At 73.8% G+C, this 15951-nt stretch carries 10 protein-coding genes; 7 read left to right on the top strand and 3 right to left on the bottom strand.

The window, feature by feature from the left end:
• The first annotated feature begins 35 nt into the window (after positions 1–35).
• From OG344_RS26380 to OG344_RS26350, 7 genes are read left to right on the top strand one after another with little or no spacing between them, the layout of a single operon-like run.
• A complete protein-coding gene (locus OG344_RS26380; protein WP_405085395.1) occupies positions 36–1748 on the top strand; it encodes an ABC transporter substrate-binding protein in 1713 nt (570 codons plus the stop codon).
• Positions 1749–1752: 4 nt separating this feature from the next.
• On the top strand, positions 1753–2256 hold the full coding sequence (locus OG344_RS26375; RefSeq protein ID WP_405085394.1) for a hypothetical protein: 504 nt from the start codon (positions 1753–1755) through the stop codon (positions 2254–2256).
• The gene (locus OG344_RS26370) at positions 2166–2687 is read left to right on the top strand and encodes an ABC transporter permease (RefSeq protein WP_405089174.1); all 522 of its coding nucleotides are present in this window, start codon (positions 2166–2168) and stop codon (positions 2685–2687) included. The genes OG344_RS26375 and OG344_RS26370 overlap by 91 nt, the downstream gene beginning before the upstream one ends.
• Positions 2684–3586 (top strand): ABC transporter permease, encoded by a 903-nt coding sequence (locus tag OG344_RS26365; protein ID WP_405085393.1) that lies wholly within the window; start codon positions 2684–2686, stop codon positions 3584–3586. The genes OG344_RS26370 and OG344_RS26365 overlap by 4 nt, the downstream gene beginning before the upstream one ends.
• Positions 3586–5505 (top strand): dipeptide ABC transporter ATP-binding protein, encoded by a 1920-nt coding sequence (locus tag OG344_RS26360; RefSeq protein WP_405085392.1) that lies wholly within the window; start codon positions 3586–3588, stop codon positions 5503–5505. The genes OG344_RS26365 and OG344_RS26360 overlap by 1 nt, the downstream gene beginning before the upstream one ends.
• The gene (locus OG344_RS26355) at positions 5502–6329 is read left to right on the top strand and encodes an SDR family NAD(P)-dependent oxidoreductase (protein ID WP_405085391.1); all 828 of its coding nucleotides are present in this window, start codon (positions 5502–5504) and stop codon (positions 6327–6329) included. The genes OG344_RS26360 and OG344_RS26355 overlap by 4 nt, the downstream gene beginning before the upstream one ends.
• Before the next feature lie 60 nt (positions 6330–6389).
• On the top strand, positions 6390–6830 hold the full coding sequence (locus OG344_RS26350; protein WP_405085390.1) for an ester cyclase: 441 nt from the start codon (positions 6390–6392) through the stop codon (positions 6828–6830).
• A gap of 127 nt (positions 6831–6957) precedes the next feature.
• Here the strand turns inward: OG344_RS26350 and OG344_RS26345 are convergent, their stop codons facing one another.
• The 3 genes from OG344_RS26345 to OG344_RS26335 all read right to left on the bottom strand — a co-directional run bounded on the left by OG344_RS26345 (position 6958) and on the right by OG344_RS26335 (position 15938).
• Positions 6958–8358, bottom strand: coding sequence for a lectin (locus tag OG344_RS26345; protein WP_327045954.1), 1401 nt, complete (start codon positions 8356–8358; stop codon positions 6958–6960).
• A 294-nt stretch (positions 8359–8652) separates the two neighbouring features.
• Complete coding sequence (locus tag OG344_RS26340; protein WP_405085389.1) at positions 8653–9426, bottom strand: SDR family NAD(P)-dependent oxidoreductase; 774 nt, start codon at positions 9424–9426, stop codon at positions 8653–8655.
• Positions 9423–15938, bottom strand: coding sequence for a type I polyketide synthase (locus OG344_RS26335; protein WP_405085388.1), 6516 nt, complete (start codon positions 15936–15938; stop codon positions 9423–9425). The genes OG344_RS26340 and OG344_RS26335 overlap by 4 nt, the downstream gene beginning before the upstream one ends.
• Between the last annotated feature and the right edge of the window lie 13 nt (positions 15939–15951).

Below are 15951 nucleotides of genomic sequence, written 5' to 3'. Positions count from 1 at the left end.
TCTTCTTTTCCATCGCGACAGAAAAGGCGTCACCGATGTCAGTGAGCGACGACACCGCCACCCAAGTTGACGACGAACCCGCAGGGCGACGGGGCAGCCTGCGGTCCAGGCGTCCGGCGGTCGTGGCGGCCGCCCTGGTCGCGGTCGCGGCCGTCGTCCTGGTCCTGGTCGTCACGAGGGGAGGACGGGACGAGCCGTCCGCCGGACGGGCCGGCGCGGCCGGCCCGGTGGCCGGCGGCACCCTCACCTACGCGCTCGCCGGCACGCAGGTGTCGCTCGACCCGGCGGTGGCGGCCACCGCGGTGACCGGCCTGATCGACCGCAACGTCTTCGACTCCCTCGTCGTGCAGACCGGTCCCGCCACCTTCGGGCCCTGGCTCGCCACGAAGTGGGCCGTGTCCGGTGACGGACGGACCTACACGTTCACCCTCAGGGACGGCGTCACCTTCCACGACGGCACGCCCTTCACCGCCGAGGCGGTGAAGGCGACGCTCGACCACGTGGTGGACCCGGCGACCAAGTCGGCCTACGCCGCCTCGCTGATCGCGCCGTACGAGAAGTCGCGGGTGGTGGACGACCACGTCGTCGAGGTGACGCTCAAGCGGCCGTTCACCCCGTTCCTGCAGGCCCTGTCGGTGCCGTACCTCGGCATCCAGAGCCCGGCGGCGCTGGCCAGGCCGGTCGCGGACTACCGCCCGGTCGGCACCGGCCCCTTCTCCTACGTCTCCTGGGAGAAGGACAAGCGGGTCACGCTGCGCAGGAACGCCGCGTACGCCTCGCCGCCCGCCGGCGCGTCCCACCAGGGGGCGGCCTACCTCGACAGCCTCGTGTTCGAGTTCGTCCCCGAGGACGCCACCCGGTACGGCGCGCTCACCAGCGGGCAGGTCCAGGCGATCGCGGGCGTCCCGCCGGTCGACGCCGGCAAGCTGCGGTCGCTCGGCGGATTCGACTTCACCGCGCAGGAGACGCCGGGCCTGAACTACAACCTCTATCTGAACCAGACGCGCGGGCCGCTGAAGGACGTGCGCGTGCGGCGCGCCCTGTCGGCCGCGGTTAACGTCGCCGAACTGGTGAAGAACATCTACTTCGGCCAGTTCCCCGTCGCCCGCAATCCGCTGAGCCGCACGACGGCGGCCTACGACGCGACGGCCGAGAGCGAACTGGCCTCCTACGACCTCGCCGCGGCGGAGCGGCTGCTCGACGAGGCGGGCTGGAAGAAGGGCTCCGACGGCTACCGCGTCAAGGACGGCAGGACGCTTGCCCTCACCTGGCCCTACTGGGCGGAGGGCAACAAGGAGCAGCGCGACGTGCTCGCCGAGGGCATCCAGGCCCAGGCCAAGCTCGCCGGCATCAAGATCGAACGACCGGCCGTGGACACCGGCGCTTTCGTGAGCAAATACCTCATCGGCGGCGAGTACGACCTCGTCGACGTCAGCTTCGCCCGGCCCACGCCCGACGTGCTGCGCTTCGCGTTCGCCTCGGGCAACACCTACGCCAAGGCCGGCGGCAACGTCGCGCTGGTGGACTCGCCGCGGATCGACACGTGGGTGGAGGCGGCGGCGGAGACGTCCGATCCGGCCACCGCCGCCAAGGACTACGCCGCCGTCCAGCACGAGGTGCTCCGGCAGGCGTACGTGCTGCCGCTCTACACGCCGGTGCAGCTCACCGCCTTCTCCGCCAAGGCGCACGGCGTCGCCTTCGACGCCCAGACCTATCCGGTCTTCCACGGCGTGTGGCTGGGGGCCTGATCCCGTGCCGCCGCTGGCCCGCCGGCTGACCCGCAGGCTGACGCTGACCCTGTTCGTGCTGTGGGGCGCCGCCACGTTCGCCTTCGCCGGGATGCGGCTCGTGCCCGGCGACCCCGCCCGCGTCATCGCGGGCGGGGTCCAGGCCAACGCCACACCCCAGGTCCTGGACGCCATCCGCGACGAGTACGGCCTGCGCGAGCCGGTCGTCGTGCAGTACGCCCGGTTCCTCGGCCGGCTCCTGCGCGCCGACCTCGGCGGCTCCTACCAGCTGGGCCGGCCGGTGAGCCGGGTGATCGGCGAGCAGATCGGCGCCACCCTGGCGCTCGCGGCGGGGCGGCCGTCCTCGGCTTCGGCCTCGCGGTGGCGATCGCCACGCTCACGGCCGGCCGGCCGCGCCTGCGGGCGCTGTCGCGGGCCGTGGAGTTCTGCTCGATCTCGACGCCGAACTTCTGGATCGGCATCCTGCTGCTGGCCGCCTTCTCCTTCCACCTGGGCTGGTTCCCCGTGATCGGCGACGACGGCCCGGCCGCGCTGGTGCTGCCGTGCGCCGCGCTCGCGCTGCCCATCGCCGGGGTGCTGGCCCAGGTCACCAGGGAAGGGCTGGAACGCGCCCTCGACCAGCCGTTCGCGCTGACCGCGCGGGCGCGCGGCGCGACCGAGCACCGCATCCGCGTGCGCCACGCGCTGCGCCACGCCGCCCTGCCGGTGCTCACGCTCTCCGGCTGGGTGCTCGGGGAACTGCTCGCCGGGACCGTGGTCGTGGAGACGGTCTTCGCCCGTCAGGGCCTCGGCCACGTCGTGGTGGCGGCGGTGCGCGGCCGGGACTTCCCGGTCGTGACGGGGGTCGTGGTGCTCTCCGCGCTCGTCTTCTCCCTGATCAACATCGCCGTCGACCTGCTCTACGGGCTCGCCGACCCGCGGATCGGGGCGGCGGCGTGAGCGCGGTCCCGGACGCCGTCACCGGCGGGCCGTACGAGCCGGCGCGGCTCCCGATGACGCGGGCCGGCCTGACGCCGGCGGGGCTGGCCCGGGCGGGGCTGCCGCGGCCGGGCGTCGCACTGGCCGTCGCGTTCTTCGCGCTCGTCTGCCTGGCCGCGGCCTTCCCCGGCCTCTTCGCCCACGCGCCCGACCAGGTGAACCCGGCGCTCGCGCTGCGCGGGCCCATGGCGGGACACCCGCTCGGCACCGACCAGCTCGGCCGGGACGTGCTCGCCCGGCTGGTCTTCGGCGCGCGGCCGTCACTGCTCGTCGGCGTGGGCTCCACCCTGCTCGCCGGAGCCGCGGGCGCCGCCTGGGGGCTGCTCGCCGCACTGGGCGGCCGTGTCGCCGGCGAGGCGGCCATGCGGCTGGCCGACGTGCTGCTGTCGTTCCCTGCCGTCCTGATGGCGCTGCTCGTCGTGGCCGTCCTCGGGCCCGGCACCCGCAACGCCGCCCTCGCCATCACCGTCGCACTGGCACCGGGGTTCGCCCGGGTCGTGCGCGCGCAGGCGCTCGTCGTGCGCGGCTCGCCGTACGTGCGGGCGGCGGTCGGCCTCGGGCTGACCCCGGCGCGGATCCTGCTGCGGCACATCGCGCCGAACGTCGTCGCGCCCCTGCTGATCCTCGCCACGGTCAACGTCGGCACCGCGCTCATCGCCGGGGCGTCGCTGAGCTTCCTCGGGCTCGGCCCGCGGCCCCCCGCCCCCGAGTGGGGCGCGATGCTCGCGCAGTCCCGCGACTACCTCGACGTGAGCTGGACCCTCGCCCTGTTCCCGGGGGCGGCCATCACGCTGACCGTGATGTCCGCCACCGTCGCCGGGCGCGCCCTGCAGGCCCGCTACGAAGGACGGGAGGCCTGATGAGCGGCGACCACCCCTCCGCGCCCCTGCTGGAGGTGGCGGGGCTCTCGGTCGACTTCGCCACCCGGCACGGCGTCGTACGGGCCGTACGGGACGTCGACCTGTCCCTGCGCGCGGGGGAGTGCCTCGCGGTGGTGGGCGAGTCGGGATCGGGCAAGAGCGTCACGGCCCGGGCGCTGCTCGGCCTCGCCGGCGCGGGCGCCCGGGTGACCGCGCGGACGCTGACCTTCGAGGGGCGCGACCTGCGCACGCTGGGCGGCGGCCGGTGGCGGCGGCTGCGCGGCCGCCGCATCGGCTACGTCCTGCAGGACGCGCTGACCTCGCTCGACCCGCTCCGCCGGGTCGGCCTGGAGGTGGCGGAGGCCCTGGAGGTGCACGGCCTGGCGCGCCGCGACGACCTCGACGACCAGGTGATCCGGCTGCTCACCGAGGTCGGGGTGCCCGACCCGCACGTGAGGTTCCTGCAGTATCCGCACGAGCTGTCCGGCGGGCTGCGGCAGCGGGCGCTGATCGCCTCCGCCATCGCCGCCGGGCCCGCCCTGCTGGTCGCGGACGAGCCCACCACGGCACTCGACGTCACCGTGCAGGCGCAGGTGCTCGGCCTGCTGGAGGAGCGGCGGCGGCGGGGCACGGCGCTGCTGCTCATCAGCCACGACCTCGCGGTCGTCGCCCGCCTCGCCGACCAGGTCGCCGTCATGTTCGCGGGCGAGGTCGTGGAGCGGGGGCCGGCGGCGGCCCTGCTGTCGTCTCCCGCCCACCCCTACACCGCCGACCTGCTCGCCGCCGTGCCCACCCTGGACGCCCCGGACGCCCCGGACGCCCCGAACGCCCCGGACGCCCCGAACGCCCTGGACGGCTCGGACGGCATGGCGCGCGGGCTGCCGATCGTCCAGACCGGGCCCGCGGCCGCCACCGGCTGCCCGTACGCCCCGCGGTGCGCGCTCGCCGACGACCGCTGCCGCTCCGAGCCGCCGCCTCCGGTGCGGTACCGGCCGGACGGGGAGGACGGGGGTGATCGCGTGGTCCGCTGCTTCCACCCCGGGCGGGAGCGGCCCGCCGCCGCCTCCGGAGCCCCGGCGGCGCCGGCCCGGGTGAAGGACCATGCCGTCGTCTCGGTGCGGGGGATCACCAAGCGCTACCGCTCCCCGGACGGATCACGGCGTACGGCCGTCGGCGACGTGTCGTTCGACCTGCGCGCGGGGGAGGCGCTCGGCCTGGTCGGCGAGTCGGGGTCGGGCAAGAGCACCACGGCGCGGATCGTGCTGGCCGAGATCGTCCCCGACGCGGGGACCGTGCTGCTCGACGGCGAGCCGTGGAGCGCGCTGCGCGAGCGCGACCGGCGCTCGCGGCGCTCCCGGATCCAGCTCGTCGACCAGGACCCGCTGAGCTCCTTCGACCCGCGCTTCACGGTCGAGGGGGTCGTCGGCGAGGCGGTGCCGGGGAGGATGCCGCGCCGCCGCAGGCGCGAGCGGGCCGCCGCGCTGCTCGGCCAGGTCGGGCTCGACCCGGCCCTGCTCGACCGCGTGCCCGCCCGGCTGAGCGGGGGCCAGCGCCAGCGGGTCGCGATCGCCCGCGCGCTCGCCCCGGCCCCCGAGGTGATCGTCTGCGACGAGCCGGTGTCCGCGCTCGACGTCACCGTGCAGGCGCAGATCCTGGCCCTGCTCGCCCGGCTGCGGCGCGAGGCCGGGGTGGCGCTGCTGTTCATCTCCCACGACCTGGGCGTCGTCCGCCAGGTCTGCGACCGCGTGGCGGTGATGAAGGACGGCAGGCTGGTCGAGACCGGCGCCGTCGCCGACGTCTTCCGCGCCCCGCGCGCCGCCTACACCGCAGAACTGCTCGCCGCCGTCCCGCGGATCGACCCGGGAGGCAGGGCGGGAGAACGCCCGCACGCCGCCGTCACTCTGGAGGGCCACCCATGACCTCACCCGACATCTCACCCGACACCTCAGCCGGCTCCTCAGCCGCCTCGTCGCCCGGCTCCGGCCCGCGCGCCGTCCTCGTGACGGGCGCGGGGTCGGGCATCGGCCGGGCGACCGCCGAGCTGTACGCGGAGCGCGGCGTCGCCGTGCTCGCCGTGGACCATGACGAATACGCGCTCAAGGAGCTCGCCGTGCTCGACGGCGTGCTGACGCTCGTCGGCGACGTGTCGCGGGAGGAGTCCAACCACGCCGCGGTGGAGCTGGCGGTCCGCGAGTTCGGCCGGCTCGACGCGGTCGTGCTCAACGCCGGCATCGGCGGCACCCGGCCGTGGGAGTCCCCGGGAGCGGTGGAGGCCGCGGAACGGATCTTCGCCGTCAACCTCCGCGGGCCGATCCTGGGCATCAGGGCCGCCGTGCCCGCGCTGCGCGCCGCCGGGGGCGGGGCGGTCGTGGTGACCGCGTCCGTCGCCGGGCTGCGCGCCGACCCCGGCAACTGGGCGTACAACGCGTCGAAGGGCGCGCTGATCAACCTCGTCCGCGCCGCGGCCATCGACCACGCGCCTGACGGCATCCGGGTCAACGCCCTCGCGCCCGGGCTGACCTGGACGCGGATCAACGCGGGAGTCCGCCGGGACCCCGCGCTCACCGCCGAGATCGAGCGCCGCATTCCGCTCCAGCGGTTCGCCGAGCCCCGCGAGCAGGCCGAGGCCGTCTGGTTCCTGACCTCGCCCGCCGCGTCGTACGTCACCGGGACCGCCCTGGTCGTCGACGGCGGCCTCGACGCGAGCCTCGGTGTCCTCCCGCTGCCGCCCGTACGCCAGTGACCCGCACGTACCGACAAACAGCACCGACAAACAGCACCGACAAGAGAACGGAGACCGCCGATGAGCACGACGGAGACGAGCGCTGCCGAGGCCACCGCCACCGAGATAAACCGTACGGTGGCCAGGCGCTTCTACGAGGAGGTCGTCTCGCAGGGACGGCTCGACGTCCTCGACGAGATCGTCGCCGACGAGGCGACGGACGGCGCGGTGCCCGCCGGGGGCAACCTCGGGCGGGCGGGGTTCGTCCAGCACATCACCTGGCTGCGGTCGGCGGTCGAGGGGGTGACCGCGACCGTGACGGACACCGTCGCCGAAGGTGACCGCGTCGTCGTCTACTGGATCATCGAGGGCGTGCAGCGCGGCGAGGTGTTCGGCGCGCCGCCGAGCGGGCGCCGCTTCAGCGGCCAGAGCATCAGCACGATCCGGTTCCGCGACGGCAGGATCGTGGAGTATGAGGTGCTCCCCGACCGTCTGGGCATCGTGCAGCAGCTCAGCGCCTGAGGCACTCGGGCAGGAGTCCAGGGAAGGGGGCGCGGGGAGAGGCGCGGGGAGGTGGCACTGTGGGGGCGCGGCGCCGGCCGCGCCCCCACCGCGGGCCCGGGTCCAGGTGCGGGTCTCAGTGCGGGTCTCAGGTGCGGGTCCACCGCTGGTTCGCGCCGCCGTTGCACGTCCATAGCTGCACCTTGGTGCCGTTGGCCGTCTGGTTGCCGTTCACGTCCAGGCACAGGCCCGACTGGACGCCGACGACGGTGCCGGCGGAGTTGACCGTCCACCGCTGGTTGGCGCCGCCGTTGCAGTCCCAGATGCCCACCGGGGCGCCCGCCGTGGTCCGCTGGTCGAACACGTCGAGGCACTTCGTCCCGCCGAACGTGCGCAGTTCCCCGGAGGAGGTCAGGGACCACTTCTGGCCCGCGCCGCCGTTGCAGTCGTAGATCTGGATGGTCGAGCCGTTGTTCGCGGCGCCGCCCGCGACGTCGAGGCAGCGCCCCGACTGGGCGCCGACCAGCGTGAAGCTCTGCTGCGGCGGAGTCTGCGCGGCCGCCCAGGTGCCCGTGGCCGTGTCGATGGTCCAGGAGTCGTAGAACGCGCTCATCGAGGCGGTGGAGCCGCTGATCGTGAGCGGCAGCCAGACGGGCGTCGAGCTGTTGAGGTCGTTGGGGTTCCACCGGTCGCCGACGTACACGTACGTGGTGCCCGACGACCCCGACACCGGCACGACGGAGGAGGTCTGGGAGTCGAACGTGCGGCTGCCGTTCGGGGCGAACGTGGTGAAGCCGCTCCACGGCCCGGACAGGGAGGTCGCGGTGGCGTACGCGTTGTCGTTGGTGGACCAGCCCGTCAGGTGCGAGGCGAACAGGAAGTACCGCCCGTTCACCTTGACCATCGCCGGAGACTCCAGGTCGGCGAGCACCGCCGTCGTGCTCACCGCCTGGGTGTAGTCGGCGGACAGCCGGTCGACGCGCAGGCCGTGCGCACGGTCCTCGGTCAGCAGGTACGCCGTGCCGTCGTCGTCCTTGAACAGGCCCAGGTCCCGGCTCTCGAACCCCAGAGGGCGCGAGGAGCCGCGATAGGTGTACGGCCCGCACGGCGTCGGGCTGGTGGCCACCCCGGCCCGCGCGTCGCCGTAGGAGGAGTTGTCGATGTGCACCCACATCACGTACTGGCCGGTCGACGAGTTGTAGATCACCTTCGGCCGTTCCACGATGCGCCCGGCGGCAAGGTCGCCGCTGCTCTGCCGGCTCAGCGCGTTGCCCTGCCGGGTCCAGGTGGCCAGGTCGGTCGAGGAGTAGCAGGCGACCGCCGTGAACGTCGCGCCCGCGCTCTTGTCCTCGCCGACCATGTAGTACGTCGAGCCGACCTTGAACAGGCCGGCGCCGCGCGCCTGCAGCCGGTTGCCCGCCGTGTCGTACCACAGGACGCCGGGGCGGAGCGTCGCGGGGGCGGCGAACACCGGAGCGGGCATGACCAGCCCGGCGATCGTCAGGACGGCCGTGCCGAGCGCCGTGAACCACGCGCGCATGCGTCTCATGGGTGCCTCACCTCGGTGGACGGGACGGGCGGGGCCGCGATCGGCGCCGCCCCACCGGCCAGACCCGTGAGACGTGGCGTGGAACCAGGCGAAGCGCCGGCGTCACGTGGCCGCGGAGGGCGGAGCGTCGATCTTCGGCTTCGGGCGTCCCCGGACCATAGGCGCGGTCCGGGGGCGGAGGCAATGCCCGGCCCGCCGCGCCGGCCCGTCCACCCGCGGTGACCTCGTCCCTCGCCGTCCGCCCCAGCCGGGGCAGCCGAAACTTTCACTCGTGGCGAGCCATCGCCTCGGCTCTCAGCTGACCGGCGTGGGCCGCTCGGGCGGCGGGAGCAGGCCGGTGCTCGCGGTCAGCCCCCCGTCCACCGGCAGGGTCACCCCCGTGATGTAGGACGCGGCGGGCGAGGCGAGGAACCAGATGGCCTCGGCCTGCTCCCGGGGCCGCGCCCAGCGGCCCATCGGGATGCGCCTCGTCAGCTCCGCCACCAGACCCGGTTCGTCGTGGTGCACCGCCGTACGCGGCGTGTCGGTGAGCCCGGGCGCGACGGCGTTGATCCGGACGCCGTCGGCCGCGTAGTCGATGGAGGTGCCCCGCACCAGGTTGACCAGCGCGGCCTTGGTCGCGTTGTAGGCCCAGACGCCGGGGTCACCGGCCAGCCCCGACACCGACGTGGTCAGCACGATCGCGCCGCCGCCCCGGGAGCGCAGGACCGGTGCGGCGGCCCGGATGCCCAGGACCGGGCCGCGCAGGTTGACCGCGACCATGCGGTCGAACCGCTCCACCGCGCCGGGAGCCTCCAGGGGAGGCGTGCCGCCGATGCCCGCGTTCAGCACCACCGCGTCGAGGCTCCCGAAGCGGTCGAGCGCGAGGCGGACCGCCGCCTCGTTGACGGCCTCCTCCGCGACGTCCCCGGCCAGCGGCACGATGCCGGGATCCCGTGTGAGTTCCGCCAGCGGCGGCTCGGCGAGGTCGACCGCGACCACGCCGTAACCGCGCTCGGCGAACAGCTCCGCGGCCGCCCTCCCGATGCCCGCCGCCGCGCCCGTGACGACGGCCGCGGGCCGTGTCACGCCTGGGCCTCCTCGGGCTGGTCCAGCCGGAAGGTCCCGATCCAGGTGCGGATGGCCTCCGCGGTCGTGCCCGCGTGCTCCTCCAGCGTGGTGAAGTGGTCGCCGGGGATGTCGGCCGTCTCGTGCGACACCGGCCAGTACGCCTGCCAGCGCGTCGGGTCGGCCGGGTCGACGGTGGTGCCGCGCAGTGGCTCCACGGCCCGGAGCAGCAGGATCGGCGTCTCCAGGGGCTTCGGCCCCCAGTCGACGAACAGCCGGTTGTAGGCGCCCATCGTCGTCAGCCTGGTGTCGTGCAGCGTCATGTCGAAGCGGTCGATGCGTTCGAGCATGCCGCCGATCATGGCGCCCTGCCACCACTCCATGCCCTCCTGGGCGGAGGCGTCGATCGGGTAGCTGTCGATCAGCGCCAGCCCGGCCGGCCGCAGGCCCTGCTCCTCCAGGGCGAGGGTCACGGCGTGCGCCACGGCGCCGCCCATGGAGCGGCCGACGACGACGAACGGCTCGTCGTCGGCCACGCAACGGCGCAGGCCCTCGACGTTCATCTGGATCAGCGTCTCCAGTGAGCCGGGCAGCAGGTCGTCCTCCCCGTCGGTGAACCCCGGCGACGGCACGACGTAGACGTTCCGGTCGTCGCGGAACGCCTGCCCGAACCGGGAGTATTCGTGCGGTCCGGAGATCGCGCTGAGGGCGGGGAAGCAGACCACGGAGACCCGGCCGGGCCCGGTCGCGAGCCTGACCGGGGGCAGCGCGTACCGGTCCCGGTCCGGCGCGGCGAAGTGCTCGCGTACGTGCGACGCCGCGACCAGCAGTCCCGCCGCCTCGTCGTGCTTGCCCGTCTCGTGCATGCGGCGGTGCAGCGCGGCGAGCCCTCCCGTGGGAGCCGTTCCGGTACGGCGGGACGTACCGGCGGGGCCCTCGGCCGAGCCGGGCAGCTCACGGTCGAGGTACGCCGCGATGGCCTCGGGGGTGGGGTGGTCGAAGGTGAGGGTGGCGGGGAGTCGGAGGGTGGTTGTGGTGGTGAGGCGGTTGCGGAGTTCGATGGCGGTGAGGGAGTCGAGGCCGAGTTCGATGAGGGGGCGGTCGGGGGGGATGGTGTGGGGGTCGGGGTGGCTGAGGACGGTGGCGACTTCGGTGCGGACCAGGTCGAGCAGGGCCGCGCTCCGCCGCTCGGGGGTCAGCCCGGCGAGCCGTGCCGCGAGGGAGCCGTCCTGCCCGGCGACCGCCCGCACCGTACGGCGGCGCGGGGAGATCAGGCGGCGCAGCAGGGGCGGCGGCGCGTCGGTCGCCGTGTTCAGGCGCGCCGGTACGAGCACCGGCGGCTGCGCGGCCGGGCCGAAGACCACCGCGTCGAACAGGGCCAGGGCGTGGTCCGTCTCCAGCGGACGCAGGCCGAGCCTGGCCAGGCGCTTGTGGTCGTTCTGACCCAGGCCGGCGGTGAGGGTGCTGGTGTGGGCCCATAGTCCCCAGGCGAGGCTGGTGGCGGGGAGGCCTTGGGTGTGGCGGTGGTGGGCGAGGGCGTCGTGGAAGGTGTTGGCGGCGGCGTAGTTGGCTTGGGCGGCGCCGCCGAGCAGGCCGCTGATGGAGGAGAACAGGACGAAGGCGGCGAGGTTGTGGTGGCGGGTGTGGTGGTGCAGGTGGGTGGCGCCGTCGATTTTGGGGGCGAGGACGGGGTGCAGGTGGTCGGGGGTGAGGGCGTGCAGGGGGGTGTCGTGGGTGATGCCGGCGGCGTGGACGACGGCGGTGAGGGGGTGTTCGGCTGGGATGGACGCGATGAGGTGTTCGAACGCGCTGGAGTCGGTGATGTCGGTGGCGGTGAGGGTGACGTGGGCGCCGGCGGTGGTGAGTTGCTGGATGAGGTCTGGTGCGCCGGGGGTGTGGTGGCCGCGTCGTCCGACGAGGTGGAGGTGGCGGATGCCGTGGGTGGTGGCGAGGTGGTGGGCGAGGAGGGCGCCGATGCCGGTGAGGCCGCCGGTGATCAGGACGGTCCCGTCGGGGTCCCAGGCTCGCGGCTGAACGTCGTCGGGAGCGCCCTCGGGGGCGGGGACGAGGCGGGGGGTGAGCAGGGTGCCGTGGCGGAGGGCGGTGTGGGGTTCGTCGTGGTGGCGGGCGGTGGCGACGGCTTGGGGGAGTAGGGCGGCGGTGTCGTGGACCCGGTCGTGGTGGTGGTCGATGAGGTGGATGCGGCCGGGGTGTTCGGTCTGGGCGGAGCGGATCAGTCCCCAGATGGGTGCGGTGACGAGGTCGATGGGCTGTTCGGTGGTGGTGGCGACGGCGTGGTGGGTGAGGACGAGCAGTCGGGTGCCGCTGAGGCGGTCGTCGGCCAGGTAGGTCTGCAGGAGGGTCAGGGTGCGTTCGGCCACGGCATGCGCCGCCGCCGCCACCGGGCTGTCCCCAGCTCTGTTGTCTTCGCCCGTCGTGCTGTTGTTGCCGGTGGCGGGGGTGGCCTGCTCCGGTCGGGTGGGCGCGGCGTTGCCGCCTCCAGTCGTGCCGTCGAGAGCGTTGTCGTTCCCGGTGGCGTGGTGGGTGATGGGGAGGACGATCACGTCGGGGGCGGGTTCGGCGGCGTCGATGGCGTCGGTGAGGGCGGTCAGGTCGTCGTAGTAGGAGGCGGTGACTGTCTGGCGCAGTGTGTCGTGCAGTTCCCGGTCGCCGAGGACGGCCCAGGCTTCGCGTGCCGCTGGTTGGAGTTCGAGGGGTGACCACTCGACCCGGAACAGGCCGTTGCCGGGGGTGGGTGGGGAGACGTTGAGTTGTTCGCTGGAGACGAGGCGGGCGGTGAGGGTGTTGATCGTGGCGACCGGTGCGCCGGTGGGGTCGGCGGCCTGTAGTGACAGTGATCCGGCGTCGCCGAGTGTGACGCGTACCCGCAGGTCGGTGGCGCCGGTGGCGTGCAGCCGCACCCCGCTCCAGGCGAACGGCAGGTTGCTGTGGCCGCTCGGCGTGCCGTCCAGCCAGTGCAGCGCGGCCCCGTGCAACGCCGCGTCGAGCAGCGCCGGGTGAATGCCGTAGTCCCTCACGTCGGCTTGTTCGTCCTCGGGAAGGGCGACCTCGGCGAAGAGTTCGTCGCCCCGCCGCCAGGCGGCGCGCAGCCCCCGGAACGCCGGGCCGTACCCAAGGCCTGTCTCCTGCAACCGGTCGTACGCCGTGCCGAGGTCCACCTGTACGGCGTCCGCCGGAGGCCAGGCGGTGAGGTCGAAGCCGGGTTCGGCGTCGTCCGTGGCCAGTACGGCGGTCGCGTGGCGGGTCCAGTCTCCGGTGTCGCCCTCCGGCCGGGAGTAGATCTCCACAGTGGGCCGGTCGGAGCCGGTGACGATGATCTGCACCTGTACGCCGCCGCTCTCCGGCAGGGCGAGTGGGGCGTGGAGGACGAGTTCGTCGATGGTGGTGTGGCCGGTGTGGTCGGCGGCGTGGAGGGCGAGGTCGAGGTAGGCGGTGCCGGGGAGGATGGGGGTGTCGAAGATGGTGTGGTCGGTGAGCCAGGGGTGGGTGGTGAGGGAGAGGGTGCCGGTGTAGACGGTGGTGTCTGCGTGGGCGAGGGTGAGGGCGGCGCCGAGCAGGGGGTGGGCGGTGGTGGTGAGGCCGAGGTGCGCGGGGTCGGTCTGGCGGGGTGGTGGGGTGAGCCAGAGGTGTTCGTGCTGGAAGGCGTAGGTGGGCAGGTCGACGGTGGTGGCGGGGCCGTTGATTGTGGTCCAGTCGACGGGGGTGCCGTGGGTGTGGGTGTGGGCGGCGGCGGTGAGGGCGGTGTGGGGTTCGGGCCGGTCCCGGCGGAGCACCGGTACGGCGACGACGCCTTGTTCGCCGTCGAGGGTTTCGCGGATCAGGCCGCTGAGGACGCCGTCCGGGCCGATCTCCAGGAACGTCCGCACCTCCTCGCCCGGCTCCCGGCCCTCGTGCAGCCGTCGTACGACGTCGGCGAAGCGGACGGGGTTGCGCAGGTGGGCCGCCCAGTAGGCGGGGTCGACGAGGTCGGCGGGGGTGGCCGTGGCGCCGGTGAGGTCGGAGACGAAAGGGATGACCGGCCCGGTCGGCGGTGTGAGGGACAGCGCGGCCACGGCCTGTTCGAACTCGTCCAGGATGGGGTCCATGTGGGGGGAGTGGAAGGCGTGGCTGACGGTCAGTGACCTGACCTTGTGCCCCTGCTGCCGGAAGTGCTCGGTCAGGTGGGTGACGGGGTCGTGGTCGCCGCTGATGACGGTGGAGGTGGGGGCGTTGGCGGCGGCGATGGTGACCTTGCCCGCGTAGGGGGCGAGTTCGGCTGCGACGTGTGCTTCTGGGGCGTTGATGGCGGTCATGGCGCCGCCGGGTGGGGCGGTGTGCATGAGGCGGGCGCGTGCGGCGACGAGGGCGGCGGCGTCGGGCAGGGTGTGGATGCCGGCGGCATGAGCGGCGGCGATGGCGCCGATGGAGTGCCCGGCCACCGCGTGGGGGGTGATGCCCCAGGTGGTGAGGAGGTGGGTGAGGGCGGTCTGCAGGGCGAACAGGGCGGGTTGGGTGTAGAGGGTCTGGTCGAGTAGCGCCGGGTCGGCGTCGCCGAGCAGGACCTCGCGTAGTGGCACGGGGGTGTGCCCGGCCAGGTGCTCGTCCAATGCTTCGATGGCCTCGTCGAAGGCGGTGGCGAAGGCGGGGTGGGCGGCGTGCAGGCCGCGTCCCATGCCGGGGCGCTGGCTGCCTTGGCCGGTGTAGACGAAGGCGGTCTTGCCGGGCCGGGCGATCCCGGTGACGACGCCGGGGGTGGTGCGGCCGTCGGCGAGGGCGCGGGTCCGGTCGAGGAGTTCCTGTCGTGTGGTGCCGGTGATGACGGCGCGGTGGTCGAACCGGGCGCGGGTGGTGGTCAGGGAGTGGGCGATGTCGGCCGCGTCCAGACCCGGGTGGCGGTGCAGGTGGCCGGCCAGCCGGTCGGCCTGGGCGCGCAGTGCTTCGGGTGACCGCGCCGAGACCACCCACCCCACCACCGGCACCCCACGCCCGACGCCCTGGGTGGCATCTGATTCTCGCCGTGGCGCGCTGGCGCCGTTCACCGGCGCCACATGCTCTTCGTCACGCGCGGCCGCCGCCCGGGTCTGTGCCGGTTGCGGGAGTGCGGACCCGTCGGTCGTGGTCACCGTGCCGGTCGGCTCTGGTGCTTGTTCGATGATGACGTGGGCGTTGGTGCCGCTGACGCCGAAGGCGGAGACGGCGGCGCGGCGGGGGTGGTCGTGGTCGGGCCAGGGTTGGGGGTGGGTGAGGAGTTGGAGGTTGCCGGTGGTCCAGTCGACGTGGGGGGTGGGCTGGTCGATGTGGAGGGTTTGGGGGAGGTGGGCGTGGCGGATGGATTGGACGGTTTTGATGATTCCGGCGACGCCGGCGGCGGCTTGGGCGTGGCCGATGTTGGATTTGAGGGAGCCGAGCCACAGGGGCCGGTCGGCGGGGCGGTTGTGGCCGTAGGTGGCGAGCAACGCCTGGGCTTCGATGGGGTCGCCGAGGGTGGTGCCGGTGCCGTGGGCTTCGACGGTGTCGATGTCGGCGGGGGTGAGTCCGGCGTTGTGCAGGGCGTGGGTGATGACGCGTTGCTGGGAGGGGCCGTTGGGGGCGGTCAGGCCGTTGGATGCGCCGTCTTGGTTGATGGCGGTGCCGCGGACGACGGCCAGCACGGGATGCCCGTTCCGCCGCGCGTCCGACAGGCGTTCCACCAGCAGCAGGCCGGCGCCTTCGGCCCAGCCGGTGCCGTCGGCGGAGGAGGAGAACGCCTTGCACCGTCCGTCCGGCGCGAGCCCCCGCTGCCGCGAGAACTCGACGAACGTGCCCGGCGACGTCATGAGCGTGACTCCACCGGCGAGGGCCAGGTCCGACTCGCCCGATCGCAGCGACCGTACGGCGAGATGCAGCGCGACCAGCGACGACGAGCAGGCCGTGTCGACGGTCACCGCCGGGCCCTCGAAGCCGAAGGTGTAGGCGATCCGCCCCGACAGCACGCTGGCCGCGGTGCCCGTGATCAGGTAACCCTCGACCTCCTCCGGCGCGGGGCCCGACGACTTGGCGTAGTCCTGGCCATTGGTCCCCGTGAAGACCCCCGTACGGGTGCCCTTGAGGGTGGTGGGGTCGATGCCGGCGCGTTCGAGGGTTTCCCAGGCGACTTCGAGGAGGAGGCGTTGCTGGGGGTCGCTGGCGAGGGCTTCGCGGCGGGAGATGCCGAAGAAGCCGGCGTCGAATCCGGCGACGTCGTCGAGGAAGCCGCCGTGGCGGGTGTAGGAGGTGTGGGGCTGGTCGGGGTCGGGGTCGTAGAGCGCGTCGAGGTCCCAGTCGCGGTCGGCGGGGAACTCGGTGACGGCGTCGCGGCCCTCGGCGACGAGGTCCCACAGGTCTTCGGGGGAGGTCACCCCGCCGGGCAGGCGGCAGCCCATCCCCACGATCGCGATCGGCTCCCGCTGCTCGTCCCGCACGTCCCGTAGTTCTTCGCGTGTCTTGTGCAGTTCCTCCGTCACACGGCGGAGGAGATGCCGGATCTGGTCGTCGCTCACAGGTACGCCTTCCATGGCACGAGGTGGG

Origin of the sequence: Microbispora sp. NBC_01389, assembly GCF_045040095.1 — a bacterium.
GTDB lineage: Bacteria > Actinomycetota > Actinomycetes > Streptosporangiales > Streptosporangiaceae > Microbispora.
This window is presented reverse-complemented; position numbering and strand designations above follow the sequence as displayed.